At 75.4% G+C, this 24827-nt stretch carries 20 protein-coding genes and 4 pseudogenes; 19 read left to right on the top strand and 5 right to left on the bottom strand.

All coding sequences use genetic code 11. The annotated features are described in order from the left end of the window. Positions 1-110: pseudogene (locus AB0O09_RS28800) on the top strand (dolichol-phosphate mannosyltransferase); the annotation flags it as partial. A gap of 88 nt (positions 111-198) precedes the next feature. On the opposite strand, the gene AB0O09_RS28795 reads toward AB0O09_RS28800, so the two are convergent. After that, positions 199-561 (bottom strand): helix-turn-helix domain-containing protein, encoded by a 363-nt coding sequence (locus AB0O09_RS28795; RefSeq protein ID WP_363546333.1) that lies wholly within the window; start codon positions 559-561, stop codon positions 199-201. A gap of 107 nt (positions 562-668) precedes the next feature. On the opposite strand from AB0O09_RS28795, the gene AB0O09_RS28790 reads away from it, so the two are divergent. The 5 genes and pseudogenes from AB0O09_RS28790 (at position 669) to AB0O09_RS28770 (ending at position 4557) form a co-directional block, all read left to right on the top strand. Beyond that, the gene (locus AB0O09_RS28790) at positions 669-1316 is read left to right on the top strand and encodes an NAD(P)H-dependent oxidoreductase (protein ID WP_363546332.1); all 648 of its coding nucleotides are present in this window, start codon (positions 669-671) and stop codon (positions 1314-1316) included. Positions 1317-1444: 128 nt separating this feature from the next. Further along, positions 1445-2350 carry an MBL fold metallo-hydrolase gene (locus AB0O09_RS28785; RefSeq protein ID WP_363546329.1) on the top strand — a complete coding sequence of 302 codons (906 nt, stop codon included), beginning with the start codon at positions 1445-1447 and terminating at the stop codon, positions 2348-2350. A gap of 65 nt (positions 2351-2415) precedes the next feature. Then, a pseudogene (locus tag AB0O09_RS28780) lies at positions 2416-2979 on the top strand (NTP transferase domain-containing protein); the annotation flags it as partial. 133 nt (positions 2980-3112) lie between these two features. Next, a pseudogene (locus AB0O09_RS28775) lies at positions 3113-3364 on the top strand (DUF6457 domain-containing protein); the annotation flags it as partial. Positions 3365-3381: 17 nt separating this feature from the next. Further along, positions 3382-4557, top strand: a complete 1176-nt coding sequence (locus AB0O09_RS28770; protein ID WP_363546348.1) for a molybdopterin molybdotransferase MoeA — start codon at positions 3382-3384, stop codon at positions 4555-4557. A gap of 18 nt (positions 4558-4575) precedes the next feature. Here AB0O09_RS28770 and AB0O09_RS28765 read toward each other — a convergent pair whose 3' ends face one another. Next, positions 4576-5589, bottom strand: coding sequence for a potassium channel family protein (locus tag AB0O09_RS28765; protein ID WP_363546345.1), 1014 nt, complete (start codon positions 5587-5589; stop codon positions 4576-4578). Positions 5590-5853: 264 nt separating this feature from the next. Between AB0O09_RS28765 and AB0O09_RS28760 the strand changes: the two are divergent. From AB0O09_RS28760 to AB0O09_RS28735, 6 genes and pseudogenes are all read left to right on the top strand, one after another. After that, positions 5854-6508, top strand: a pseudogene (locus AB0O09_RS28760) (NAD(P)-binding protein); the annotation flags it as partial. A gap of 62 nt (positions 6509-6570) precedes the next feature. After that, positions 6571-7551 carry an NAD(P)H-quinone oxidoreductase gene (locus tag AB0O09_RS28755; protein WP_363546326.1) on the top strand — a complete coding sequence of 327 codons (981 nt, stop codon included), beginning with the start codon at positions 6571-6573 and terminating at the stop codon, positions 7549-7551. Between the two features lie 137 nt (positions 7552-7688). Then, the gene (locus tag AB0O09_RS28750; protein WP_363546323.1) at positions 7689-8585 is read left to right on the top strand and encodes a hypothetical protein; all 897 of its coding nucleotides are present in this window, start codon (positions 7689-7691) and stop codon (positions 8583-8585) included. A gap of 97 nt (positions 8586-8682) precedes the next feature. Next, positions 8683-9279: a bacterial proteasome activator family protein gene (locus tag AB0O09_RS28745; RefSeq protein ID WP_363546342.1), complete on the top strand. Its 597-nt coding sequence runs from the start codon at positions 8683-8685 to the stop codon at positions 9277-9279. 190 nt (positions 9280-9469) lie between these two features. Beyond that, on the top strand, positions 9470-10918 hold the full coding sequence (locus tag AB0O09_RS28740) for a protein kinase (protein ID WP_359981346.1): 1449 nt from the start codon (positions 9470-9472) through the stop codon (positions 10916-10918). A 120-nt stretch (positions 10919-11038) separates the two neighbouring features. Beyond that, positions 11039-12787, top strand: coding sequence for a protein kinase (locus AB0O09_RS28735; protein WP_363546319.1), 1749 nt, complete (start codon positions 11039-11041; stop codon positions 12785-12787). Positions 12788-12799: 12 nt separating this feature from the next. Here AB0O09_RS28735 and AB0O09_RS28730 read toward each other — a convergent pair whose 3' ends face one another. Both AB0O09_RS28730 and AB0O09_RS28725 read right to left on the bottom strand, forming a co-directional pair. Then, positions 12800-13825 carry a phosphotransferase gene (locus AB0O09_RS28730; RefSeq protein ID WP_363546340.1) on the bottom strand — a complete coding sequence of 342 codons (1026 nt, stop codon included), beginning with the start codon at positions 13823-13825 and terminating at the stop codon, positions 12800-12802. A gap of 178 nt (positions 13826-14003) precedes the next feature. Continuing rightward, entirely contained in the window at positions 14004-14672 is a 669-nt protein-coding gene (locus AB0O09_RS28725) for a response regulator transcription factor (protein ID WP_344622185.1), read from the bottom strand. 373 nt (positions 14673-15045) lie between these two features. Between AB0O09_RS28725 and pdhA the strand changes: the two genes are divergently transcribed. From pdhA to AB0O09_RS28710, 3 genes are read left to right on the top strand one after another with little or no spacing between them, the layout of a single operon-like run. Next, positions 15046-16203 (top strand): pyruvate dehydrogenase (acetyl-transferring) E1 component subunit alpha, encoded by a 1158-nt coding sequence (gene pdhA / locus AB0O09_RS28720; protein WP_344622184.1) that lies wholly within the window; start codon positions 15046-15048, stop codon positions 16201-16203. Further along, positions 16200-17177 (top strand): alpha-ketoacid dehydrogenase subunit beta, encoded by a 978-nt coding sequence (locus AB0O09_RS28715; RefSeq protein WP_363546338.1) that lies wholly within the window; start codon positions 16200-16202, stop codon positions 17175-17177. The genes pdhA and AB0O09_RS28715 overlap by 4 nt, the downstream gene beginning before the upstream one ends. A gap of 14 nt (positions 17178-17191) precedes the next feature. Next, the gene (locus AB0O09_RS28710) at positions 17192-18625 is read left to right on the top strand and encodes a dihydrolipoamide acetyltransferase family protein (protein ID WP_363546315.1); all 1434 of its coding nucleotides are present in this window, start codon (positions 17192-17194) and stop codon (positions 18623-18625) included. Positions 18626-18690: 65 nt separating this feature from the next. On the opposite strand, the gene AB0O09_RS28705 is transcribed toward AB0O09_RS28710, so the two are convergent. Continuing rightward, the gene (locus AB0O09_RS28705; RefSeq protein WP_363546313.1) at positions 18691-19578 is read right to left on the bottom strand and encodes an LPXTG cell wall anchor domain-containing protein; all 888 of its coding nucleotides are present in this window, start codon (positions 19576-19578) and stop codon (positions 18691-18693) included. 192 nt (positions 19579-19770) lie between these two features. Between AB0O09_RS28705 and AB0O09_RS28700 the strand changes: the two genes are divergently transcribed. The 4 genes from AB0O09_RS28700 (at position 19771) to AB0O09_RS28685 (ending at position 24801) form a co-directional block, all read left to right on the top strand. Next, the gene (locus AB0O09_RS28700; protein WP_363546310.1) at positions 19771-21000 is read left to right on the top strand and encodes a benzoate/H(+) symporter BenE family transporter; all 1230 of its coding nucleotides are present in this window, start codon (positions 19771-19773) and stop codon (positions 20998-21000) included. 332 nt (positions 21001-21332) lie between these two features. Next, entirely contained in the window at positions 21333-22874 is a 1542-nt protein-coding gene (locus tag AB0O09_RS28695) for a peptidoglycan-binding protein (RefSeq protein WP_363546307.1), read from the top strand. Next, positions 22871-23554: an ABC transporter ATP-binding protein gene (locus tag AB0O09_RS28690; RefSeq protein ID WP_363546304.1), complete on the top strand. Its 684-nt coding sequence runs from the start codon at positions 22871-22873 to the stop codon at positions 23552-23554. The genes AB0O09_RS28695 and AB0O09_RS28690 overlap by 4 nt, the downstream gene beginning before the upstream one ends. Continuing rightward, positions 23551-24801, top strand: a complete 1251-nt coding sequence (locus tag AB0O09_RS28685) for an ABC transporter permease (protein WP_363546301.1) — start codon at positions 23551-23553, stop codon at positions 24799-24801. Before AB0O09_RS28690 ends, AB0O09_RS28685 begins: the two co-directional genes overlap by 4 nt. Positions 24802-24827 lie beyond the last annotated feature (26 nt).

The raw sequence follows: 24827 nt of genomic DNA, 5'->3' as shown, positions 1-24827 counted from the left end.
ACGGCAACTCCAAGATGAGCCGCAACATCGTCGCCGAAGCCCTCTGGCGCGTCACCACCTGGGGCATCGGCTCCCGCATCGACAAGATCACCGGCAAGGGCGGGAAGTAACCCCCCCGGATCGACACGAGCGCCCCGTCGCGGTGCCGAGCAGTCGCTCGGCGGTCCGCGGCGGGGCGCTCCGTCGTTCCCGGGGCCGTTACCCGCAGCCGCCCGGCGGCAGCGGGGGCAGGTAGCGCTCCGCCCAGGCGCGCAGCTCGGTGAGGGCGGGGCCGAGCGCGGCGCCGGATTCGGTGAGCCGGTAGCGGACCCGCAGCGGCGGGCCCTCGTCGACCTCGCGGAGGACCAGGCCGGCCTCGCCGAGCTCGGTGAGCCGGTCGGAGAGCATCCGCTCGCTGATGCCGGGGATGGCGCGGCGCAGCTCGGAGAAGTGGCCGGGACCGTGGCTGAGCACGGCGACCACCAGCCCCGTCCAGCGCTTGCCGAGCAGGGCGAAGACCCGGGTGATGGCGGCGTCCGCCCCCGTACAGGCAGCGTGTGCCGGTGCTGTTTCCTGCGCCATGCCGTCCAGGGTACTGCCCCTCGGCAAGTGACTATAGAAAAGTAAGCTGCTACTGTTGTGGAAGCAGCGCACTGCGCTGCAGTAACTTCTGAAATGGAGGCATCGCCATGCCCACGCTGCTGCACATCGACTCGTCCGCGCTCTCCGAGGGCTCCGTCTCCCGCGAGGTCTCCGCGGCGTACCGGGAGGCCTGGGAGGCCGCCAACCCGGGCGGCACCGTGATCTACCGCGACCTGGCCGCCGAGCCAGTGCCGCACCTGGACGCCGCCGGCATCACCTCCGCCTTCGCCCCGGCCGAGCACCGCAGCCCGGAGCAGCAGGCGGCCTGGGCCCTGCGCGAGCAGCTGGTCACCGAGCTGGAGCAGGCGGACGCCGTCGTCATCGGCACCCCGATGTACAACTTCACGATCCCGTCCGCCCTCAAGGCCTGGCTCGACCAGGTGATCGTGATCGGCCGCAGCGCGGGCGAGCAGCCCTCCGCCGCCGGCACCCCGGTCACCGTGGTCGCCTCCCGCGGCGGCGCGTACGGTCCGGGCACCCCGCGGGAGAGCTTCGAGTTCGTCACCACCTACCTGGAGAAGGTGCTGACCGGCATGCTCGGCCTGGAGGTCGACTTCGTGGTGCCCGAGTTCACCCTGGCCCGGGTCAACCCGGCGTTGGCTGGCTTCGCCGAGCAGGCGGACGCCTCCAAGGCGCAGGCGCTGGTGGACGCCACGGCCCGTGCCGAGGCCGTCGGCAGCCGCGTCGCGGCCTGAGGCCCCCGCGCCCGGGCGGCCTCCGCTCCACCCGCCCGGGCGCGCCTGACCGGCGATCGGTACCCCCACCGACCAAGCTGGTACGAACGAGCGGCCCGCCGGGTCGCCCCGCCGACCAGGGAGCCGACGTGACGCCCAACCCGCCCGACGAGACCGCCGGACCCCACCGCGCGGCCCCCGGGCCGGGCCACCCGCCGCTGGAGATCGACGTCTTCACCGGCCCGGAGAGCGCCTTCTTCGCGACCTCCGTGCTGATCATGGGCCAGGGCACCGCGATCCTGGTCGACGCCCAGCTCACCCGCAGCGCCGGCCGCGAGCTCGCCGAGTGGATCGCCGGCAAGGGCCGCCGGCTGCTCGCCATCGTGGTCACCCACCGCCACCCCGACCACTACTTCGGCGCCGAGGAGGTGCTGCGGCTCTTCCCCGAGGCCCAGCTGCTGGCCGCGCCGCCGGTGGTCGAGGGGATCGCCCGCACCGCCGCCGCCAAGGTCGCCGAGTGGAAGCCCGTCTACGGCGACGACATCCCCGACCAGCCGCTGCTGCCCGCGCCGCTGCTGCCGCAGCCGCTGATGATCGACGGCCAGCCGATCCGGGTGCTCGCGCTCGGCCAGGGCGACTGCGAGGGCTCCACCGTGGTGCACGTCCCGAGCATCCGCACCGTGCTCGCCGGCGACTTCGTCTACAACGGCACCCACGTCTGGACGGCCGACACCGACGCCCACCGCCGGATCGACTGGGCGCACAACCTGGCCCGGATCGCCGACCTCGGCGCGGAGCGGGTGGTCGCCGGCCACCGGGCGCCCGGCACCGACGACGACGCGCTGCGGGTGATCGCCTTCACCGGCGAGTACCTGCAGGACTTCGACCGCGCCCTGGCCGCCCACCCGCACGACCCGGAGGCCCTGGCCGCCGCGATGAACGAGCGGTACGGCGCGCTCACCCTGCCCGTCATCCTCGACCTCGGCGCGGCCGCCAACACCACGCCGGCCGAGGACGCCGAGATCGTCGACGCGGAGATCGTCGAGGACGACTGAACCCCTCCGGTCGCTCCGGCCCCCCGGCCCCCCGGACGGGCCGCCGGGCGGCGGATACTGGCGGCATGACGGCCTTCGACGTGATCGTGCCGGCCGGCGGGGCCGCGAGCCGGCTCGGCGGCGCCGACAAGCCCGGGCTGGACGTGGGCGGCCGGACCCTGCTCGACCGGGTGCTGGCGGCCTGCGCGGACGCCCGCACCACCGTCGTGGTCGGCCCCGTCCGCACCGTCGCCCGCACCGTGCACTGGACCCGCGAGGAGCCGCCCGGCGGCGGGCCGGTCGCCGCCGTCGCCGCAGGCCTCGCCGCGGTGACCGCCGACCGGGTGCTGCTGCTCGCCGCCGACCTGCCCTTCCTGGACGACCGCACCGTGCACCGGCTGCTCGCCGCCCTCGACGACGCCGGGGCGGAGGCCGCCGTCCTGGTCGACGCGGACGGCCGGGACCAGCCGCTCGCCGGCGCCTACCGCACGGCCGCGCTGCGCGCCTCGCTCGCCGCCCTCGGCAGCCCGGACGGCCGCCCGCTGCGCCGGCTCACCGGGCCGCTGCACACCGTCCGGCTGGCCGACGCCGAGGCCGTCGCCCTCGACTGCGACACCTGGGAGGAACTCGCCCGGGCCCGCGACCGGGAGCTGCGCGGGCGCGCCGGACGGTGATCCTCACCGCCCGCCCCGACGACCGGTGAGCGGACCGACCCGCGCCGCACACGACCGCGGCACCACCGCGGACACCGGGATCGGGCAGCATGGGGCCATGGAGCGCACGCTGGATGACTGGATCGCCGAGGTCGGCGCCGAGCTGGGGATCGACTTCGAGGTCGACGTGCCGGGGCTGCTGGACCTCGCCCGGGTGGTCGCGCACGGGGTCGCCCGGCCGGCCGCACCGCTGACCGCCTTCCTGGTGGGGTACGCGGCGGCAGCCCGCGGCGGCGGGGCGGAGGAGGTCGCGGCGGCGACCGCCCGCACCGCCGCCCTCGCCGAACGGTGGGCCGCGCAGCACCCGCCGGAGCAGGCGTGACCGGCGCCCTCGCCGACGTGGACCACCCGCGCACCGGGCCGCCGGTGCACGACCGCCCCTGGCCCCGGGCCCGGCGGACGGCCCGGCAGGCCGCCGCCGCGCCGCTGCCCGTCGAGCGGGTCCCGCTCGACGCCGCACTCGGCCGCACCCTGGCCGAGCCGCTCGCGGCCGTCACCGACCTGCCCGGCTTCGACACCTCCGCCATGGACGGCTGGGCCGTCGCCGGGCCCGGTCCCTGGCGGCCCGCCGGGCGGCTGCTCGCCGGCGCCGCACCCGCCCCGCTGGCCGACGGCACGGCCGTCGAGATCGCCACCGGTGCGCAGCTGCCGCCCGGCGCCACCGGTGTGCTCCGCCGCGAGCACGGCCGGACGGTCCGGGGGCTGCTGCACGGCGAGGTCGGGCCCGGCCAGGACGTCCGCCCGCGCGGCCAGGAGTGCCGCCGCGGCGAGACCCTGCTGCCCGCCGGCACCCGGGTCACCGCGCCGGTGCTCGGCCTGGCCGCCGCGGCCGGCCACGACGTCCTCGCGGTGCGCCGTCGGCCGACCGTCGAACTGCTGCTGCTCGGCGACGAGCTGCTCGACTCCGGGGTGCCCGGCCCGGGCCTCGTCCGGGACGCGCTCGGTCCGCTGCTGCCGCCCTGGCTCGCCGCGGCCGGTGCCGAGCCGGCCGGGGTGCGCCGGATCGGCGACGACCGGGACCTGCTGCGGGAGGCGCTGCGGCACTCGCCCGCCGACGTCGTGGTGACCACCGGCGGTACGGCGGCCGGCCCGGCCGACTTCCTGCACGCCGCGCTGGCCGAGGCCGGTGCCCGCCTGCTGGTCGACGGCGTCGCCGTCCGGCCGGGGCACCCGATGCTGCTCGCCGCGCTGCCCGGCGGACGGCACCTGGTCGGCCTGCCCGGCAACCCGCTGGCCGCCGCCGCGGGCGCGCTGACCCTGGCCCTGCCGCTGCTGGACGCGCTGGCCGGCCGCGCCGAGCCGCCGACCCGCACCGAGAGCGCGGCGGTCGACCTGCCGGGCCACCCGGAGGACACCCGGCTGGTGCCGGTGGTGCGGACCGCAGACGGGCTGATGCCGCTGCGCTTCGACGGCCCGGCCATGCTGCGCGGCCTGGCGCTCGCCGAGGCGGTGGCCGTGGTGCCGCCCGGCGGACTCCCGGCGGGCGGTCGGGCGGAGGTGCTGGACCTGCCGTGATCCGCGGCCGGTGCGGCGTCAGGCGTGGTTGCGGGCGTCCCTGATGACGATCAGCCGGTCGGTGGGCCTGAGCACCGAGGCCTCCTCGTCGGTGAAGTTCAGCAGCCGGCGGCCGCGGACGACCGCCAGCACGAGGTCGGCGCTCTCCCGCGGGGAGCGGCCCGCCTCCTCGGCGGTCACCGGCCGTTCGGTGACGTCCAGCCCGGTGCCGTGGGTGAGCAGGTCCTCCATGACGGCGCCGGCGTGCGGGCTGAGGATCGACATGCCGAGCAGCCGGCCCGCCGAACTGGAGCTGGTGACCACCACGTCCGCACCGCTCTGCCGCAGCAGCGGCGCGTTCTCGTCCTCCCGCACGGCCGCCACCACGGTGGCGGCCCGGTTGAGCTGGCGGGCGGTCAGGGTGATCAGCACCGCGGTGTCGTCCCGTTCGGGAGCCACCACCACCCGCGCGGCCCGGGGCACTTCGGCGCGCAGCAGGGTGTCGGTGCGGGTGGCGTCGCCGACCACGCCGACCAGCCCGTCCAGGGTGGCCTGCTCGACCGTGCGCGGCTGCGGGTCGACGACCACGATCGAGCCGCGGTCGATGCCCTGGCCGAGCAGCGCGCCGACCGCGCTGCGGCCCTTGGTGCCGTACCCGATCACCACCGTGTGGTCCCGGACGGTGGAGCGCCAGCGCCCGATCCGCCACTGCTGGCGGGTGCGTTCGGTGAGCACCTCCAGGGTGGTGCCGACCAGGATGATCAGGAACAGCACGCGCAGCGGGGTGATCACGAAGATGTTGGTCAGCCGGGCGGCGTCGCTGACCGGGGTGATGTCGCCGTAGCCGGTGGTGGAGAGGGTGACCGTGGCGTAGTACGCGGCGTCCAGCAGGTCCAGCGGGCCGCCCGCGTTGTCGTGGTACCCGTCCCGGTCCAGCCAGACGATCAGCGTGGTGGCGAGCAGGACGGCGAGCGCCAGCAGCAGCCGCCGGGAGACCTGGCGGAACGGCGGCGGGGGAGTCCTGGTCGGCAGGAAGACCCGGCCGCCGGCCACCTCGGTCTCGCGGACGCGGGACGCGCGGGAACCCCGCAGCCGGGAGAGTCTGCCGTCGGGGCCGGGGGACTGGGTGCCTTGGGTCACGGGCACCAGCATGGCGGGCCACCGCCGTGCCGGGCCACCGCCGCGGGGGCGGTCCGGTGCAGGGACGTGGAGGGAAGGTGCCGGTCACGGGGTGGCCGACGGGTCCGGCCGGTGCGGCCGCGGCGGCGGTATCGTCGCCTGCGGCGGCCCCGGTCGGTGCCGTCCTCGGTCGGCAGCCGCTGGAGGTCCGGTGCGGGAGCACACCGTCGTCGTCGGCTACGGCACCAAGGGCCGAAGCGCGGTCACCGCGCTGCTGGGCCAGGGGCTGCGCAAGGAGTCGATCGTGGTCGTCGACCCGCAGCGCAAGGCGATCGACCAGGCGGGCCGGGACGGCCTGACCGCGGTGCTGGGGGACGCGACCCGCTCGGACACCCTGATGCGGGCCGAACTGCCGCGCGCCGAGAAGGTGGTGATCGCCCCGGCCCGGGACGACACCGCCGTCCTGGTGGCGCTGACCGCGCGTCAGCTCAACCCCGCGGCGGTGCTGGTGGCGGCCGTGCGGGAGGACGAGAACGCGCCGCTGCTGCGGCAGAGCGGTGCGGACGTGGTGGTCACCAGCTCCAGTTCGGCGGGCCGGCTGCTCGGCATGTCGATCCTCAGCCCGCACGCCGGTGCCGTCATGGAGGACCTGCTGACGGTCGGCTCCGGGCTGGACCTCGTCGAGCGGCCGGTGACCAGGGCCGAGGCGGGCCGCTCCCCGCGGGAGTGCGCGGACCTGGTGGTGTCGGTCGTCCGCGGCCGCCGGCTGCTGAACTTCACCGACCCGGAGGCCGCGGTGCTGCAGCTCACCGACCGGATCATCACCGTCCGACGGGGCGTCAACACCGGGTGAGGACGGGCGCGGTCGGCGGGCCGACCGCGGACGGTGCCGGCGCCGCGGCTAGCGTGGCGGCCATGCGAGCCATCACCATTCCCCAGCCGGGCGGACCCGAGGTGCTGACCTGGGCCGAGGTGCCCGATCCGGAGCCCGCCGAGGGCGAGGTCCTGATCGAGGTCGCCGCCACCGCCGTCAACCGCGCGGACCTGCTGCAGCGGCAGGGCTTCTACGACCCGCCGCCCGGGTCCTCCCGCTACCCGGGCCTGGAGTGCGCCGGCCGGATCGCTGCGCTGGGTGCGGGCGTGGCCGGCTGGGCGGTCGGCGACGAGGTCTGTGCGCTGCTCACCGGCGGCGGCTACGCGGAGCGGGTCGCGGTGCCGGTGGGGCAGCTGCTGCCGGTGCCGAAGGGGCTGTCCGCCACGGAGGCGGCGGCGCTGCCGGAGGTCGCCTGCACGGTCTGGTCGAACGTCTTCATGGTGGCCCACCTGCGCCCGGGCGAGACCGTGCTGGTGCACGGCGGGGCGAGCGGCATCGGCACCATGGCGATCCAGCTGGCCAAGGCCGTGGGTGCCCGGGTGGCGGTCACCGCGGGCGGCGCGGAGAAGCTGGCGCGCTGCGCGGAGCTGGGCGCCGACCTCGGCATCGACTACCGGGAGGAGGACTTCACGGCGGCCGTCCGGGAGTTCACCGGCGGGGCGGGGGCGGACGTGATCCTCGACATCATGGGCGCCAAGTACCTGCAGCGGAACGTGGACGCGCTGGCCGTGAACGGGCGGCTGGTGATCATCGGCCTGCAGGGCGGGGTCAAGGCGGAGCTCGACCTGAACACCCTGCTGCGCAAGCGGGCGGCGGTCGCGGCGACCAACCTGCGCGGCCGGCCGGTCGCGGAGAAGGCGGCCATCGTCGCCGCCGTCCGCGAGCACGTGTGGCCGCTGGTGGAGTCCGGGGTGGTGCGGCCGGTGGTGGACCGGGTGCTGCCCGTCGAGGAGGCCGCCGCCGCCCACCGCTTGGTCGAGCGGAGCGAGCACGTCGGCAAGGTGGTGCTCCGGCTGCGCTGACCGTGTCACCGGGCAGGGCGGACACGGGGAGTGAGCGTACGAAATGCCCGTTTTATCGGAATGTGTGAGGCTGGTCCGGAGCTGTCCCGCCGCCGACCGCGTCCCGCCGCGGCCGCCCGTCGGAAGGACTTCCCGCCGTGGCTGCACTTCCGTACGCGTTCCGTGCTCTCTCCTCCGCGCTCCCCACCGGCTGCCGCCGGGCGGCGTTCGTCGGTGCGGGTCTCGTCCTTCCGGTCCTGCTCGCCCTGCCCGCCGCGGCCGACGACACCGAGGCCTCCGCGGCGGCCGGCCAGGTCGAGGCGGCCGTCCAGCAGGCCGTCCGGCAGGCCGTCTCCGCCCTGCCGGAGGTGACGGCGCCCCCAGCCGCGCTGCCCTCGTCCCAGGGGGGTTCCGGCATGTCCGGGCTCCCCGTCAGGCCGCCGGCGCACTCGCCGGCGTCCGTGCCCGAACCGACCGCGCCGGCCGCCCCCGCCACGACGGCCGGGGCGGCCGGATCCACTGCGGGCACCTCCACGGACCCGGGCGGCCCCGCGGCCGACGGCCACACCGGGAGCCGGCCGGGCCCGGCCCGGGGCTCTCCGGGCACCCACGGCCAGGAGACCGCCCAGGCCGCCGAGGAGGAGGACGGGGACGACTGCGCCGACGGCAGCGACAGCGGCGCGGCCGTCGCCCCGTCGGCCGCCGGCCCCGCCACCGGGCAGGCCGCCGCGAGCCCGGCGGCGGCCGCCGCCCCCGCCCACGGCCCGCACGGCCGCACCCGGCCCGCCGCCGTCCTCGGGCACCCCGTCCGCACCCCCCGCACCCCGAGCGCGCCGACCACGGCCGCCCGGCCCGCCACCCCGGACGCCTCCGCGGACCTGGCCGACGGGCAGCCCTCCGTCACCGCCGCCGCGCCCGTCCCGCAGGCCGCCGCCGACCTGGCCGCCCCGCTGCGCTGGTCCGACCCGGCCACCCGCCAGCTGCCGCTCGGCGCCGGGCTGACGCTGATCGGCCTGGGACTGGGCCTGGTCGGCGTGAAGCTGCGCCGCGGCTGACCGGGCCGCCGTCGGCCGCCGGACCGGCCGTACAAGATCCGCAGGCACTCCCCGCACCGAACCCCGGTGAGGGAGAATGCCCTTCATGACGAACCCGATGAACGAGCGCTCGTTGCAGCAGGCCGTCGAGGCGTCGGGCGGGCAGCCGGACGACGCGCCGAAGGTCCTGATCGTGGGCCCGGACGGGATGCCGGTCGGCGCCGTCCCGGGCGGTTTCGGCCGGGCCGACGACCAGGGGGAGCCGCGCGAACTGCCGGTGACCGAGATGGTCGAGCAGCCGGCCAAGGTGATGCGGATCGGCAGCATGATCAAGCAGCTGCTGGAGGAGGTCCGGGCGGCTCCCCTCGACGAGGCCAGCCGGGCCAGACTCAAGGACATCCACGCCAGCTCCATCAAGGAGCTCGAACTCGGCCTCGCCCCCGAGCTGGTCGAGGAGTTGGAGCGGCTGTCGCTGCCCTTCACCGAGGACAGCATCCCCACCGAGGCCGAACTGCGGATCGCCCAGGCGCAGCTCGTCGGCTGGCTGGAGGGGCTCTTCCACGGCATCCAGACCGCGCTGTTCGCCCAGCAGATGGCGGCCCGGGCGCAGTTGGAGCAGATGCGGCGCGCCCTGCCGCCCGGCCTGCACGGTGCCGAGCCGGGTGAGGAGGAGGTCGGCCCGGGCCGCGGCATCCGTTCGGGCCCGTACCTCTAGCGGTCGCGTGTCGCAGCTGTTCGGCAACCGCGTTGCAGGCCGGACACAGCTGCGCCCCTGCACCCGATCACGTCGGCGAGAGCCGATACCCTGGGCCCCTGCCGTCGGCCGCCGCGCCGTCGGCGGGGGCCTGCGGCAGCGCGGGCCCGCGCACCGGGCACGCCCGGACGAGACGTGGAAGCAGGGGGACATGAGCGAGGACGGCACCACGGTCGAGGGCCACGCCCTGGGCAACGGTCGGTACGTGCTGCAGCGCCTGCTCGGGCAGGGCGGCATGGCCTCCGTGCACCTGGCGTACGACACGGTGCTGGACCGCCAGGTCGCGGTGAAGACCCTGCACACCGAGCTGGGCCGGGAGGCCTCGTTCAAGGAGCGCTTCCGCCGAGAGGCGCAGGCCGTCGCGCGCCTCCAGCACACCAACATCGTCCAGGTCTACGACAGCGGCGAGGACGTCGCCGCGGACGGCGCCGCCACCCCGTACATCGTCATGGAGTACGTCGAGGGCCAGGCCCTGCGCGACGTGCTGAACGACGCGATCGCGCAGCACGGCGCGATGCCGACCGCCCAGGCGCTGAAGATCACCGCCGCGGTGCTCTCCGCGCTGGAGGCCTCGCACGACCAGGGCCTGGTGCACCGGGACATCAAGCCGGGCAACGTCATGGTCAACACCAAGGGCATCGTCAAGGTGATGGACTTCGGCATCGCCCGCGCGCTGCAGTCCGGCGTCACCTCCATGACGCAGACCGGCATGGTGGTCGGCACCCCGCAGTACCTGTCGCCCGAGCAGGCGCTCGGCAAGAGCGTCGACGCCCGCTCCGACCTGTACTCGGTCGGCTGCATGCTCTTCGAGCTGCTGACCGGCGGCCTGCCGTTCGACGGCGACTCGGCCTTCTCCATCGCGTACAAGCACGTCCAGGAGCCGCCGCCGGCGCCGTCGACGATCAACCGGGCGGTCACGCCCGCGGTCGACGCCCTGGTCGAGCGCGCGCTGCGCAAGGACCCGGCGCACCGCTTCCCGACCGCGGAGGCGATGCGCGAGGAGGTCGAGCGGGTCGAGTCCACCGCGCAGTCCGGCAGCTCGCCGCTGCAGGCCTCCACGCCGCTGGTGATCAGCGAGGGCCCGCGCTCGGTGCACGCCGCGCCGTCGCTGACCAACTTCCCGCAGGTCTCCGGCGACATCCGCACGCCCGCCCCGCAGGTCCAGCAGCCGTACCAGCCGCAGGCCAGCACCCCGCCGCCGTACCCGCAGGTGCAGGCACCGCACACCCCGCAGCCCTTCCCGCAGGCCCCGCACACGCCGCAGCCCTTCCCGCAGGCGCACACCCCGCAGCCGTTCCCGCAGGCCCCGCAGCCGTACCAGACCCCGCGGCCCTTCCCCCAGCAGGCGCACCCGACCGGGCCGATGCCGGCCCAGCCGGGCCCGTTCGTGGCGAAGCCGCAGCCGGGCAACAGCAACGCCGGCTGTTCGACGGCGCTGGTCGTGGTCGGTGTGATCTTCGGCGTGATCGTGCTCGCGGTGATCATCGTGCTGATCGCGGCCGCCCAGGGCGAGAAGAACAAGGGCAGCAGTTACGGCAGCTCGTCCCTGGGGGCCACCGCCTCGGTGGTGCTGGAGCTGCCGCAGGACGGCGCGGAGTAGGCCCTGCGGACGGCGGCCCCGGCCGCGGGTTCCACGGTGACCGCGTCGAAGCGGTAGCGTTTCACAGGACGTAACCGACAGGGCGACTGCGCGCCGAGCGGCCGCCCGGGGCGAGGAGCAATGGCACAGACCGATCGGCCGGGCGACGGCGAGGACGCGGACGTCCAGGCCTCCACCGAGGAGACGACGGGACGGGAGCCGGAGACCGCCGAGACGAAGGTCGTGTCGGGCCCGCCGCTCGGACAGACCCCGGGCCGCGGCACCAAGGCCGTGCTCGGCACGGTCGGCGACGGCAGGTACCGCATCACCGGCCGGCTCGGCCGCGGCGGCATGGCGGAGGTGTTCTCCGCGCAGGACGTCCGGCTCGGCCGGACCGTCGCCGTCAAGCTGCTGCGCGCGGACCTCGCCGAGGACGACATCGCCCGGCTCCGCTTCACGCGCGAGGCGCACGCCGTCGCCGCGCTCAACCACCACTCGATCGTGGCGGTGTACGACACCGGCGAGGAGGTGCTGGACGGCGACTCCACCCCGTACATCGTGATGGAGCTGGTCGAGGGCCGGACGGTCCGCGAGCTCCTGGTGGACGAGGAGGCGCCGCCCGTCGACCAGGCGCTGATCATCATCGCCGGGGTGCTGGAGGCGCTCGCCTACAGCCACAAGCACGGCATCGTGCACCGCGACATCAAGCCCGCCAACGTGATCATCACCAGCAGCGGCGCGGTCAAGGTGATGGACTTCGGCATCGCCCGCGCCCTGACCGGCGCGGCCACCACCATGACCCAGACCGGCATGGTGATGGGCACCCCGCAGTACCTCTCGCCCGAGCAGGCCCTCGGCCGGCCGGTCGACCACCGCTCCGACCTGTACGCGGCCGGCTGCATGCTCTACGAGCTGCTGGCGCTGCGCCCGCCCTTCACCGGCGAGACCCCGCTGTCGGTGGTCTACCAGCACGTCCAGGACAACCCGGTGCCGCCGTCCCGGACCAACGGCCGGGTGCCGGCCGAGCTGGACGACCTGGTGCTGCGCTCGCTGGCCAAGAACCCGGACGACCGCTACCAGACCGCCGACGAGTTCCGGGCGCACGTCCAGCACGCCCTGCGCACCATGCACGGCGCCCAGGGCGTCGGCTACGCGGCCGGTGCCGCTGCCGCGGCGGCCGCCGCGGCCGGGCTGGCCGCCTCCGTCCAGGGCGGCAGCGGCAACGGCCGGCCCGGACCGGAGGGGACGCCCAACGGCGGCACCGCCGTCACCGAGCCGATCGGCCGCACCGACCCGGCGGACCCGACGGCCGCGCTGCCGTTCCAGGTCACCTCGCCCTACCAGACGCCGTCCCGGCCCTACCGGCCGACCGGCGGCGGGCAGGGCTACGGCGGGCAGGGCTACGACGGCGACACCGGCTACGGCGGGGGCGGCGGCCACGACGGCTACGAGCCGGAGGACCGGCGCAGCCCGTGGGGCTGGGTGCTGGGCGTCCTGGCCGTGCTGGTCGCGGCCGGCGTCGGGATCGGGCTGGCCCTCAGCGGCGGCGGGGGCGGCGGCGGGGGCGGAGGCAACACGCCGACCCAGCAGCAGACCCAGACCACCGCTCCCGCGGACACCGGTCAGCCGACCGAGCAGCCGACCTCGGCACCGTCGACGCACTCGCAGACCGGCACGACCCGGCCGACCGAGCCGACCTTCGGCTCGCACTCGCCGACCGGCAGCCCGAGCCCGACGGGCTCGGCCTCGCCGACCGACACGCCGTCGCCGTCGCCGACCCCGACCGAGACCAAGTCGACCCCGACCCCGACCGAGCAGCCGACCTCGGCCCCGCCGACCCCGACCCCGGGCGGCGGGGGGTCGACCGGCCCCGCCGCGCTCACCAACTGACGGGTCGTCCGGTCAGTTGGTGAAGGCGTCCAGGACCTGCTCGTACTCCTGGCACCACCAGCGCAGCTGGCCGGCGGCCGCGGGGAAGAGCGGGTCGGCCCGGTGGTCGCCGCGCTGGTAGTGCCACTGCAGCATCCACAGGTCGTTCAGCCGCTCCCACCAGACCCGGTGGACGGCGGCGGCCAGCTCGCCCGGGCCGGCCGCCGCCCCGGCCCGGTAGGCCCTGCTGTAGGCGCGCACCCGGCAGAGGTCCAGCACGCCGGTCCGGCCGTCGTTGAAGAGCAGGGTGGCGGCCCGGACGGCCTCCTCGGCGGTCGGGTGCAGCCCGAGCTTGTCCCAGTCCAGGACGGCGATGACCGCCCCGCCGCCGTACAGCAGGTTGAGCCCGTGGAAGTCGCCGTGCGTCCAGCCGGTGGGCGGGGCGTCGGCCGGGGCCGGCCGTCGGCCGCGGTGGGCGTCGAGCAGGTCGAGCCGCTCCGCGAGGTGCTCCTCGGCCAGCGCGTCGAAGGGCGTGGCCGGGCGGTGGTGCCCGGCGAGCCTGCGCAGGTCGTCGACCAGGCGCCCGGTCTCCTCCGGATCGGCGGTCAGCCGCCCGGCGGGCTGGCGCACCGGCGCGCAGACCTGCGCCAGGGCGCCGTGCAGCCGGCCGAGCAGCGCGCCGAGGTCCGTGCACTGCGACGGGTCGAGCGCCGTGCCGTGCCGGTGCTCGCCCTCCACCCAGGGGTAGAGGCCGAACAGCCGTCCGCGGTGGGCGACGACGGTGTCCCCGTCGGTGGCGGGCAGCGGGCGGGCCACCGGCAGGCCGCGGGCGTGCAGGGCCGTGGTGGCCCGGTGCTGGGCGGTGATCGCGGTGCGGGAGGCGGTGGCCCGGTCGACGTAGCACTTGAGGAAGTAGCGGCCCTCGGTGGTGGTGACCCGGTAGCCGCGGTTCAGCAGGCCCTCGGCCACCGGCCGGACGGAGACCGCGGGCGCGGTGCCGAAGCGGCGCAGGACGCCCGTCAGGGCGGCGTGCGCGACGGGCGGGCTCAAGGTCCCCACGGGCGGGGCGGAGAGGTCGGGGCGGGCCGGTGCGGCGGCGGGCCGGTGCGGCCGGGCGCGGCGGGCGGGGGGAAGGAGGAGGGACGGGGTGCCGTCCCCGCGGAGATCGGGCGGGGAGGCCGGGCCGGTAATCACGGAAGGAGCGTAATGAGGTCGTGAAGGTGTGGTTGACAGATCGTCAACCTTCTGATCTCGCACCGGGAGGGAGGTTCCGGGCCACGTACGCGGCGGCCTGCGTGCGCCTTTCCATGCCCATCTTGGCGAGCAGGCTGGAGACGTAGTTCTTCACCGTCTTCTCGGCCAGGTGGAGTTCATTGCCGATCTGCCGATTGGTCATCCCCTCGCCGATCAGGTCGAGGATCCGGCGCTCCTGCCGGGTGAGCTGCGCGAGCCGCTCGTCCTCCTTGCCGCCGCCCTCGCGCAGCCGCTCCAGGACGCGGCTGGTGGCCACCGGGTCGAGCAGCGAGCGGCCGGCCGCGACGTCCCGGACGGCGGTGATCAGGTCGGTGCCCCGGATCGCCTTCAGCACGTACCCGGAGGCGCCCGCCATGATCGAGTCGAACAGCGCCTCGTCGTCCGAGAACGAGGTCAGCATCAGGCAGCGCACCCCGGGCACCCGGGAGCGGACCTCCCGGCAGACCTCCACCCCGTTGCCGTCCGGCAGCCGGACGTCGAGCACCGCCACGTCCGGTTCGACCGCCGGGATCCGGGCGAGCGCCTCGGCGGCCGTTCCGGCCTCGCCGACCACCTCGATGTCCGCCTCGGTGGACAGCAGGTCGTGCACGCCGCGCCGCACGACTTCGTGGTCGTCGAGGAGGAATACCCTAATATGTCCGTTTCCTGTCATGAGGGAATCCTTCCACGCCACCGTGTCGAAATCCCTGCTCCCGGCCGCTCCCCGGGGGACAGCCGGGAACGGGAGACACCGAATCGATGCCCGTTACCCCCTTACGCGGAGAGCTTTGCCCGGATACCGTGCGCTGGTGTCCTGACGGCCACCGAGTCGAGACCCGCACCACACCGGCGGTTCTCGGACAGGAACAAGTAGGACGTCCTAGCGCAAGCGCGCCAAGGGGCGCCGCTGGGTAACGTTCTCGTGAGGGACGCCGTCGGAGAAGGATCACCACCTGCCGAGCAGCCGGTGCGCACACCCAGCGCGCTTTGCCCGGAGGTGACCGGACCGGTCACCGGCGACCCCGGGCGGCCGGACAGACCGAGGAGTGAACGTGACCGTCAAAAGCACGGCGAGGGCGCGCAAGAAGGCCGCCCCCGGCGTCCCTGACAACCTCCGCGCAGGCACGGGCGCCGCGCCGGAGCTCGTCCAGCTGCTCACGCCGGAGGGCGACCGGGTCGAGCACCCGGACTTCCCCCTGGTGACCAGCCCCGAGGAGCTCCGCGCGCTCTACCGCGACCTGGTGCTGGTCCGGCGGTTCGACGCCGAGGCCACCTCGCTGCAGCGCCAGGGCGAGCTGGGCCTGTGGGCGTCGCTGCTCGGCCAGGAGGCTGCGCAGGTCGGCTCCGGCCGTGCGATGCGCCCCGGCGACTACGCCTTCCCGACGTACCGCGAGCACGGCGTGGCCTGGTGCCGCGACGTCGACCCGCTGAACCTGCTCGGCATGTTCCGCGGCGTGAACCACGGCGGCTGGGACCCGAACGAGAAGAACTTCCACCTCTACACCATCGTGATCGGCGCGCAGACCCTGCACGCCACCGGGTACGCGATGGGCATCACCAAGGACGGCGCGGACGACGCGGTGATCGCCTACTTCGGCGACGGCGCCTCCAGCCAGGGCGACGTCAACGAGGCCTTCACCTTCGCCTCGGTCTACAACTCGCCGGTGGTCTTCTTCTGCCAGAACAACCAGTGGGCGATCTCCGAGCCGACCACCAACCAGACCCGCATCCCGCTCTACCGCCGCGCCTCCGGCTTCGGCTTCCCGGGCGTGCGGGTGGACGGCAACGACGTGCTCGCCTGCCTCGCGGTGACCCGCTGGGCGCTCGACCACGCCCGCACCGGCAACGGTCCCGTGCTCGTCGAGGCGTTCACCTACCGCATGGGCGCCCACACCACCTCCGACGACCCGACCCGTTACCGGGGCTCCGAGGAGACCGAGGCCTGGAAGGCCAAGGACCCGATCACCCGCCTCAAGGCCCACCTGGAGAAGGAGGGCCTCGCCGACGACGCGTTCTTCGCCGGCGTCGAGGCCGAGAGCGACGCGCTCGGCCTCCGGGTCCGCGAGGGCGTGCGCTCCATGCCCGACCCGGACCCCACCCTGATCTTCGACCACGTCTATGCGGAACCGCACGCGCTGGTGGACGAGGAGCGGGCCGAGTACGTGGCCTACGCGGCCTCCTTCGAGGGCGGGGAGCAGAACTGATGGCAGAGCGACTCAGCATCGCGAAGGCGCTCAACGACGCGCTCCGCAAGTCGCTGGAGAACGACCCGAAGACCCTCCTCATGGGAGAGGACATCGGCAAGCTCGGCGGCGTCTTCAGAATCACCGACGGCCTGCAGAAGGACTTCGGCGAGGACCGGGTCATCGACAGCCCGCTCGCCGAGTCCGGCATCATGGGCACCGCGATCGGCCTCGCGCTGCGCGGCTACCGCCCGGTGGTGGAGATCCAGTTCGACGGCTTCGTCTACCCGGCCTTCGACCAGATCGTCTCCCAGCTCGCCAAGATGCACGCCCGCTCGCTCGGGCACGTCAAGCTCCCGATCACCGTCCGCATGCCGTACGGCGGCGGCATCGGCGCCGTCGAGCACCACAGCGAGTCGCACGAGGCCTACTTCGCGCACACCGCGGGCCTCAAGGTGGTCACCCCGTCCAACGCGCACGACGCGCACTGGATGCTGCGCGAGGCGATCGCCTCGGACGACCCGGTGATCTTCCTGGAGCCCAAGCGCCGCTACTGGGACAAGGGCGAGGTCGGCGACAGCTCCGACCTGGCGCTGCACTCCGCGCGGATCGTCCGCCCGGGCACCGACGCGACCCTGATCGCGTACGGCCCGATGGTCAAGGTCTGCCAGGAGGCCGCCGCGGCCGCCCAGGAGGACGGCCGCAACCTGGAGGTCGTCGACCTCCGCTCGCTCACCCCGGTCGACTTCGCCACCCTCGAGGAGTCGGTGAAGCGCACCGGCCGCGGCATCGTCGTCCACGAGGCGCCGGTCTTCCTGGGCATGGGCGCCGAGCTGGCCGCCCGGCTCACCGAGAAGTGCTTCTACCACCTGGAGGCGCCGGTCCTGCGCGTCGGCGGCTACTACGCGCCGTACCCGCCGTCCCGGGTCGAGGAGTCCTTCCTGCCCGACCTCGACCGTGTGCTCGACGCCGTCGACCGCGCGCTCGCGTACTGAGAGGAGCGACGCACATGACCACCGAAGTCCGCGCGCTCCGCGAGTTCAAGATGCCCGACGTCGGCGAGGGGCTGACCGAGGCCGAGATCCTCTCCTGGTACGTCAAGCCGGGCGACACCGTCACCGACGGACAGGTCGTCTGCGAGGTCGAGACGGCCAAGGCCGCCGTCGAGCTGCCGATCCCGTTCACCGGTGTCGTCGAGCAGCTGTTCTTCCCCGAGGGCTCCACCGTCGACGTCGGCACCGCGATCATCGCGGTGGCGGTCGAGGGTGCCGCCCCGGCGGTGGCCGCGCCGGCCGCCGCTGCCGCCCCCGCACCGGCCGCCCCGGCCGAGGCGGAGGAGGTGCCCGAGCGGCGCGAGGTGCTGGTCGGCTACGGTCCGCGCACCGGCGGCACCCAGCGCCGGGCCCGCCGGACCGCCGTACCGGCGGCCGCCGCTCCGGTTTCACGTGAAACACCGCCCGTCCCGGCGGCGCCGATCGCCCCGGCGGCACCCGTCGCCGTCCCGGTGCCGGTGCCCGCGCAGGGGGGGGAGCGGCCGCTGGCCAAGCCCCCGGTGCGCAAGCTGGCCAAGGACCTCGGCGTCGACCTCCGCACGGTCGTCCCGACCGGCCCGGACGGCGTGATCACCCGCGAGGACGTGCACGCGGCCGTCGCACCGGCCCCCGCGGAGGCCGCCCCGGCCGCCGCAGCCGTCCCGGCCCCGCAGGCCGCGCCGGCCGCCGCCCCCGTGGCGAGCGGTGCGGGCGACGTGCGGGTGCCGATCAAGGGCGTCCGCAAGGCCACCGCGGCCGCCATGGTCTCCTCGGCCTTCACCGCGCCGCACGTCACCGAGTTCGTCCAGATCGACGTGACCCGCACGATGAAGCTGGTCCGCAAGCTCAAGGAGACCGGCGAGCTCGGCCGGGACGTCCGCGTCTCGCCGCTGCTGCTGGTCGCCAAGGCGCTGCTCACCGCGGTGAAGCGGCACCCGGAGATCAACGCCGCCTGGGACGAGGCCGCCCAGGAGATCGTGATCAAGGGGCAGGTCAACCTCGGCATCGCCGCGGCCACGCCGCGCGGCCTGATCGTCCCGAACATCAAGGACGCCGGCGGCAAGACGCTGACCCAGCTGGCCCTCTCGCTCGGCGAGCTGGTCGACACCGCGCGCGAGGGCAAGACCTCGCCCGCGGACATGCAGGGCGGCTCGATCACCATCACCAACGTCGGCGTCTTCGGCGTCGACACCGGCACCCCGATCCTCAACCCGGGCGAGGCCGCCATCCTCGCCTTCGGCGCGGTCCGGGAGATGCCCTGGGTGCACAAGGGCAAGGTGGTGCCCCGTCAGGTCACCACGCTGGCGCTCTCCTTCGACCACCGTCTGGTCGACGGCGAGCTCGGCTCCAAGGTCCTCGCGGACATCGCCGCGATCCTGGAGCGCCCGAAGCGGCTCATCACCTGGGCCTGATCCCCGGTGAACGCCGCCGGCCCCGTCCCCTCGAGGGGACGGGGCCGGCGGCGTTCCCGGGCCGGTCAGCGGCGGGCGAGGCGCTTCACGGCGAGCAGCACCCCGCCGCCGAGGGCGAGCAGCACCCCGCCGGAGGCGAACAGGAAGGCGGTGGCCGAGGACGGGCCGGTCTGCGCCAGCTCGGTGGCCGGGGCGGCGGGCGCGGTGGTGGCCCGGGCGGTCGTGGGGGCCGTGGTCGCGGCGGCCGGCAGGGCGGCCCGGACGGGGGCGGCCGCGGTGGTGGCGGACGCGGCGCGGGTGGGCGCGGGCGCGGTGGTGGCGGGCTTCGTACGGGTGGGCGTGGCGGTCGGGGTGGTCGGCGCGGGGTGCTTCACCGCCAGGGTGATGCGGTCGTTGCTGCCCTGGCCGCTGAACAGGTCGAGGGTGCGGATCTGCGCCGGGGTGCCGGCGAGCACGGTCAGCCGGAACGTGTAGCGGTGCGCGCGGCCCGCCGCCACCGGCTCCGCCAGGGAGGCGGTGTTCGCCACCAGGGTGGGGTCGCAGGAGTGCCGCAGCGACAGCCGCTTCCACCGGCCGTGGAACTTCACCTCGACCTTCACGTTCTCGGGCTGCAGGTTGACCAGCCGGTCGGTGCCGGGCACCGGCTCGGAGGCGAACAGCGCGAAGGAGGGGGCCAGCGCCGGGATCGCCGCGCCGGTGTCGTTGTACTGCTCCATGCCGATCTCCACCGGGGCGCCGCCGGCGGTGACGCCCGCTGGTGCCGGGAGGAACGCGCTGGAGCCGCCGTGGCTCACCTGCGGCGCGGTGGCGGTGGCCGAAGGCGCCGGCTCGTCGCCGCAGGCCCAGGCGGCGGTGCCGCCGGTCAGCACGGGCAGACCGACGCCGACCGCGACGGCGGCGGCGGTGATGACGGCGGCGTTGCGGACAAAACGGGAGATAACGGGCGTGCGCATGACTGGTCCCCCCAGGGCGGTGTGCTGACGGTGTGTGGGTGAAGGTGTCCGGTGCATCGGCCCCCCGGCCGTTGCCCGCCGGTCCTGCTCTCCGTGCCTTCACTCTGATGGACGTGCATCCGACCCGGGGGTTGCAGGTGGTTCCGGGAAATTCTTTCCGGGCCCCCGGAGTCCCTCGGCGATACTGCTCCCATGTCCGATCGTCAGACCGCGGTGAAGGCCGCCCGCAGCGCCCCCGACCTGCCCGAGCCCCGGCCCTCGCTGCGGCACGACGTCTCGGTGCCGGCCCTGCTGGCCGGTCTGGTCTGCATCGCCGTCTCCTTCTCCGGCCCGCTGGTGGTGGTGCTCGCCGCCGCCTCCGCCGGGCACCTGGACCCGGCGCACACCGCCTCCTGGATCTGGGCGGTGTCGATCGGCAGCGGCCTGACCTGCCTGCTGCTCAGCTGGTGGACGCGGACCCCGGTGATCACCGCCTGGTCCACCCCCGGCGCGGCCCTGCTGGTCGGCAGCCTCGGCGCCCATCCCTACCGGGAGTCGGTGGGCGCCTTCCTGCTCTCCTCGGTCGCCGTGGCCGTGCTCGGCGCCACCGGCCTGTTCGGCCGGCTCGTGCGCGCGATCCCGGTCGGCATCGTCAACGCGATGCTGGCCGGCATCCTGTTCACCTTCGGCGCCGGGATCTTCACCGAGCTGAGGAGCGCCCCCGTCCTGGTGCTCGGCACCTTCGCCGCCTTCCTGATCGCCAAGCGGTGGCTGCCGCGGTACGCCGTCCCGCTGGCGCTGCTGGCGGGTGCGGCGCTCGCCGCGGCCACCGTCGGGCTGCCGCTGCACTTCGGGTCGGGCGGGCCAACCCGGCCGGTGCTCACCGTGCCGGCCTTCTCCTGGTCCGCGACCGTCGGCCTGGCACTGCCGCTCACCATCGTCGCGCTGGCCTCGCAGAACGCCCCGGGCCTCGGCATCATGCGGGCCTCCGGCTACCGGCCGGACGACCGGATGCTGGTGGGGGCCACCGGCGCGGTCTCCGTGCTGCTGGCGCCGTTCGGCTCGCCGGGCGTCAACCTGGCCGCCATCACCGCCGCGATCTGCACCAGCGAGGAGAGCCACCCCGACCCGCGGCGGCGCTACGTCGCCGGGATGTCCGCCGGCGTCCTCTACCTCCTGGTGGGCAGCTTCGGCGGGGTGCTGGTCGGCCTGTTCACCGGGCTGCCGCACGTCCTGATCGCGGTGATCGCCGGGGTCGCGCTGCTCGCCTCCTTCCAGGGCAGCCTGGCCGGCGCGGTCGCCGACGAGCAGGGCCGGGACGGCGCCGTGGTGACCTTCCTGGCGACCGCCTCGGGCATGACGCTGTTCGGCATCGGTGCGGCGTTCTGGGGACTGCTGCTCGGCGTCGCCACCCATCTCGTGCTGCACCGCCGCAGAGCCTGAAAACCGTTCTCCCATTCCCGCGGTATTCCATCGGGATCACGTCGAATGCCCGCATTCAGGGTTCGTGGACGCCGTGCGCGTGATCCGGTGGACCGGACGGCCGAACCCGGGGTGCGATCTTGCCGGTGATGTGCTCGCGGAACTTCCCCGAACGGCCGAATTCCGTGCGGGTACGGGCAGTTCGGCACGAAATTCACGGGCCGCGGATCGCATGGCGGAGCGGGTCGCGCGGGTAGGCTGAGGCGGCTCGATCCGGATGCGGTGGGGAATTCGGAATCACCCGCTCCGGTGCACGTGAATTCCTCCGACGAGCAGCGGCGATGGCTGGTGACATGGCAGTGGGCGATCTGATCCGGGATGCGGAGCGCGAATTCGAGGGGGAGGAGGAGACCGCCGCCGCCGAGGCGGTCGGATCCGGCCGCTCGCGGCTGGTGCGGCGCCGCCGCGCCCTGCTGGCGATCGCGGCCTCCGCCGCGCTGGTCGCCTGCGGCGGCCTGGGCGCCGCCGGGCTCGTCAAGTCGCCCGCCGAGCGGGCGGCCGACACCGCCCCGCCGCCCGGCACGCTGCTCACCGCCGAGGCCGAGACGAAGGTGCTGACGCGTGCCACCGTCACCCGCGGCCAGGTCTACCCGCCCACCCGCTACGACGTCACCCCCGCCACGTCCTCCCCGGACATCACGCAGCTGTACGTGTCCGCGCTGGCGGTGAAGGCGGGCGACGCGGTCGCCAACGGCCGGCTGCTCGCGGAGGTCTCCGGCCGGCCGCTGTTCGTCCTCAAGGGCGCGGTGCCCGCCTACCGGGACCTCAAGCCGGGAGCCAACGGGTCCGACGTGGCCCAGCTGCAGGCCGCACTGGCCGACCTCGGCCACGGGCGCGGCTCGGACGCCGAGGGGGAGTACGGCCCGGGCACCGCGCAGGCCGTCACCGACTTCTACCGGCAGCTCGGCCACCCCGCACCCACCGCGGGCGCGGCCGCCGAACAGGCCGTGGACGCCGCGAAGCGCGCCGTGGAGGCGGACCAGCGGACGGTCGACGACCTGAAGGCCCGGCAGGGGCCGGCTGCGGCCCCGCCGTCGGGCGCGCCCTCCGCCGCCCCGGCCGACCAGGGCGTCCTGCCCGGCCTCGCCGCCCAGCTCGACGAGGCCGAGCGGCGGCTGTCCGACGACAGGGCGGCGCTGGCCCGGGCGCAGGCGGCCGACGGGCCGGTGGTGCCCGCCGGGGAGGTGGTCTTCCTGCCCGTGCTGCCGGCCGCCGTGACGGCCGTGAACGCAACCGTCGGCGCCCCGGTCGCAGGTCCGCTGCTCTCGCTGACCAGCGGCGACCTGGTCGTCACCGGCCAGCTCACCCCCGGCCAGGCGCCCGGGATCACCCCGGGCATGGCGGTGGAGATCCTCTCGGAGAGCACCGGCACGGTGGTGCGGGGCGAGGTCGCCGAGCTGGGCCCGCAGACCACCGCGCCGCCGGCGGGCCGGGTGATCGCGATCGGCGGCGCCGCCGCCCCGGCCGGTTCCGGCACCGGCGGCGGGTCCGCCGGCGCCGCAGCTGCCGCCCCGGCGGCGCCGGCCGCCCCGCCCGCGGCCGCCTACGTACCGCTGAGGATCACTCCCACCGAGCCGCTGCCCGCCGCCCTCGGCGGCCAGAACGTCCGCATCACCGTCCGGCGCAGCGCCACCGCCCGGCCGGTGCTGTGCGTGCCGGTCGCCGCCGTGTACACCGACGCCACCGGGCGGACGGCGGTCACCCGGATCGGCTCCACGGGCCGCCGGGTCACCGTTCCGGTGACCACCGGGGTGAACGCCGACGGGTACGTGGCCGTCACCCCCGTGCAGGCCGCGCAGCTGCAGCCGGGCGACCAGGTGGTGGTCGGCCGGTGAGCGAGGTGATCCGACTGGAGGGCGTGGGCCGCAGCTTCGCCGGGCCGCCGCCGGTCACCGCACTGCACCCCTGCGACCTGTCCGTGCGACGCGGCGAGTTCGTGGCGGTGACCGGCCCGTCCGGCTCGGGCAAGTCCACCCTGCTCCACCTGCTGGGGCTGCTCGACACCCCGACCACCGGCCGGTACGAGCTGGACGGCATCGACACCGGGAGCCTCCGCGACCGGGACCGTTCCGCCCTCCGCGGCCGCCGGATCGGCTTCGTCTTCCAGTCCTTCCAGCTCCTGCCGCACCGCACCGCCGAGGAGAACGTGCAGCTCGCCCAGGTCTACAACCGCGTCCCCCGGGAGCAGCGCCGGACGGCCGCCCGGGAGGCGCTGCACCTGGTCGGCCTCGGCCACCGGGTGGAGGCGCTGCCCACCACGCTGTCCGGCGGCGAGCGGCAGCGGGTCGCCGTCGCCCGCGCCCTGGTCAACCGGCCGGACCTGCTGCTCTGCGACGAACCCACCGGCAACCTGGACTCCGCGAGCGCGGGCGCCGTGCTGGAGCGGTTCGAGCGGCTCAACGACGAGGGCTACACCCTGGTGATGATCACCCATGATCCCGCGGTGGCCGCCCGGGCCCGCCGGGTGGTCCGGATCGCGGACGGCCGCCTGACCGAGCCGGCGGCCGTCCGATGACCGCCTCCGGGCCGGTCGGGCCGCTCTCCCGGCTCGGGCCGCGCGACCTGGCGGCCGAGGCCCTGGCGGGCGTGCTCCAGCGTCCCGGCCGCTCGGCGCTGACCATGCTGGGCACGGTGCTCGGCATCGGTGCGTTCGTCGCGGTGCTCGGTCTGACGGCCACCGCCTCCGGGCAGATCGGCGCCGGGTTCGACCTGGCGCGGGCGACCACGGTGACCGTCACCGACCACCCCGTGACGGACGGCGTCCCGCCCGGCGCCAACCCGCCGAGCGGCTTCCCCGCCGACTCCGACGCCCGGGCCGGCCGGATCGACGGCGTCACCGCGGCCGGCCTGTGGTGGCGGATCCCCTCGGACGACCTGCGGATCTCGGCCGCCCCCGAGACCGGGCCGGGCGTCCAGGGGCTCTCCCTGTTCGCCGCCACCCCCGGCGCCGTCGCCGCGGCGCACCCGACGCTGGCCGCCGGGGTGACCCTCGACCCGTACGCGCAGCGGGCCGCGCTGCCGGTGGTGCTGCTGAGCCGGACGGCGGCGGCCAGGCTCGGGGTGACCCGGCTGGACGCCCAGCCCGCGATCTTCATCCAGGGCCTGCCGTACACCGTGATCGGCGTCTACGACCGGGTCGAACGGCTGCCGGACACCATGCTCGGCATGATCGTCCCCGGGTCCACCGCGCTGGAGCGCTTCGGCAACCCCGGCACGGCCGACGACGAGGCCGCGCACCTGATCGCCGCCACCCGGGTCGGTGCCGCCGACGTGGTCGCCGGCCAGCTGGCGGTGGCCCTGCGCCCGGACGCCCCGGACCTGCTCACCGTCACCGCGCCGCCGGACCCGCACGGCCTGCGCGACCGGGTCACCTCCGACCTCACCGGCCTCTTCCTGGCGCTGGCCGCGATCTGCCTGGTGGTGGGGGCGGTCGGGATCGCCAACACCACCCTCGTCGCCGTCCTCGAACGCACCCCCGAGATCGGCCTGCGCCGTTCGCTCGGCGCCCGCACCCGGCACATCGCCGCGCAGTTCCTCACCGAGTCGACGGCGCTCGGCACCCTCGGCGGGCTGATCGGCACCTGCCTGGGGGTGCTCACCGTGCTCGCGGTGGCCGCCTCCCGGGACTGGACGGCCGTCCTGCAGCCCTGGGCCACCCTGCCGGCGCCGCTGATCGGCTCCGCGGTCGGCCTGCTCGCCGGGCTCTACCCGGCCGTCCGGGCCGCCCGGACCGACCCGCTCACCGCGCTCCGCGGCGGCTGACCGGGGCCCGCGCCGGCGCTGATCAG

The organism is Kitasatospora sp. NPDC093679, from assembly GCF_040683455.1.
GTDB classification, from domain to species: domain Bacteria; phylum Actinomycetota; class Actinomycetes; order Streptomycetales; family Streptomycetaceae; genus Kitasatospora; species Kitasatospora arboriphila.
This window is presented reverse-complemented; position numbering and strand designations above follow the sequence as displayed.

What these genes read in the sequence shown, in the direction of transcription:
- AB0O09_RS28735 (WP_363546319.1), top strand. Translation starts at nt 11,039, where the DNA reads ATGGCACAGACCGATCGGCCGGGCGACGGCGAGGACGCGGACGTCCAG.
- AB0O09_RS28700 (WP_363546310.1), top strand. Translation starts at nt 19,771, where the DNA reads ATGTCCGATCGTCAGACCGCGGTGAAGGCCGCCCGCAGCGCCCCCGAC.
- AB0O09_RS28740 (WP_359981346.1), top strand. Translation starts at nt 9,470, where the DNA reads ATGAGCGAGGACGGCACCACGGTCGAGGGCCACGCCCTGGGCAACGGT.
- AB0O09_RS28695 (WP_363546307.1), top strand. Translation starts at nt 21,333, where the DNA reads ATGGCAGTGGGCGATCTGATCCGGGATGCGGAGCGCGAATTCGAGGGG.
- AB0O09_RS28685 (WP_363546301.1), top strand. Translation starts at nt 23,551, where the DNA reads ATGACCGCCTCCGGGCCGGTCGGGCCGCTCTCCCGGCTCGGGCCGCGC.
- AB0O09_RS28755 (WP_363546326.1), top strand. Translation starts at nt 6,571, where the DNA reads ATGCGAGCCATCACCATTCCCCAGCCGGGCGGACCCGAGGTGCTGACC.
- AB0O09_RS28710 (WP_363546315.1), top strand. Translation starts at nt 17,192, where the DNA reads ATGACCACCGAAGTCCGCGCGCTCCGCGAGTTCAAGATGCCCGACGTC.
- AB0O09_RS28790 (WP_363546332.1), top strand. Translation starts at nt 669, where the DNA reads ATGCCCACGCTGCTGCACATCGACTCGTCCGCGCTCTCCGAGGGCTCC.
- AB0O09_RS28725 (WP_344622185.1), bottom strand. Translation starts at nt 14,672, where the DNA reads ATGACAGGAAACGGACATATTAGGGTATTCCTCCTCGACGACCACGAA.
- AB0O09_RS28795 (WP_363546333.1), bottom strand. Translation starts at nt 561, where the DNA reads ATGGCGCAGGAAACAGCACCGGCACACGCTGCCTGTACGGGGGCGGAC.
- AB0O09_RS28745 (WP_363546342.1), top strand. Translation starts at nt 8,683, where the DNA reads ATGAACGAGCGCTCGTTGCAGCAGGCCGTCGAGGCGTCGGGCGGGCAG.
- AB0O09_RS28705 (WP_363546313.1), bottom strand. Translation starts at nt 19,578, where the DNA reads ATGCGCACGCCCGTTATCTCCCGTTTTGTCCGCAACGCCGCCGTCATC.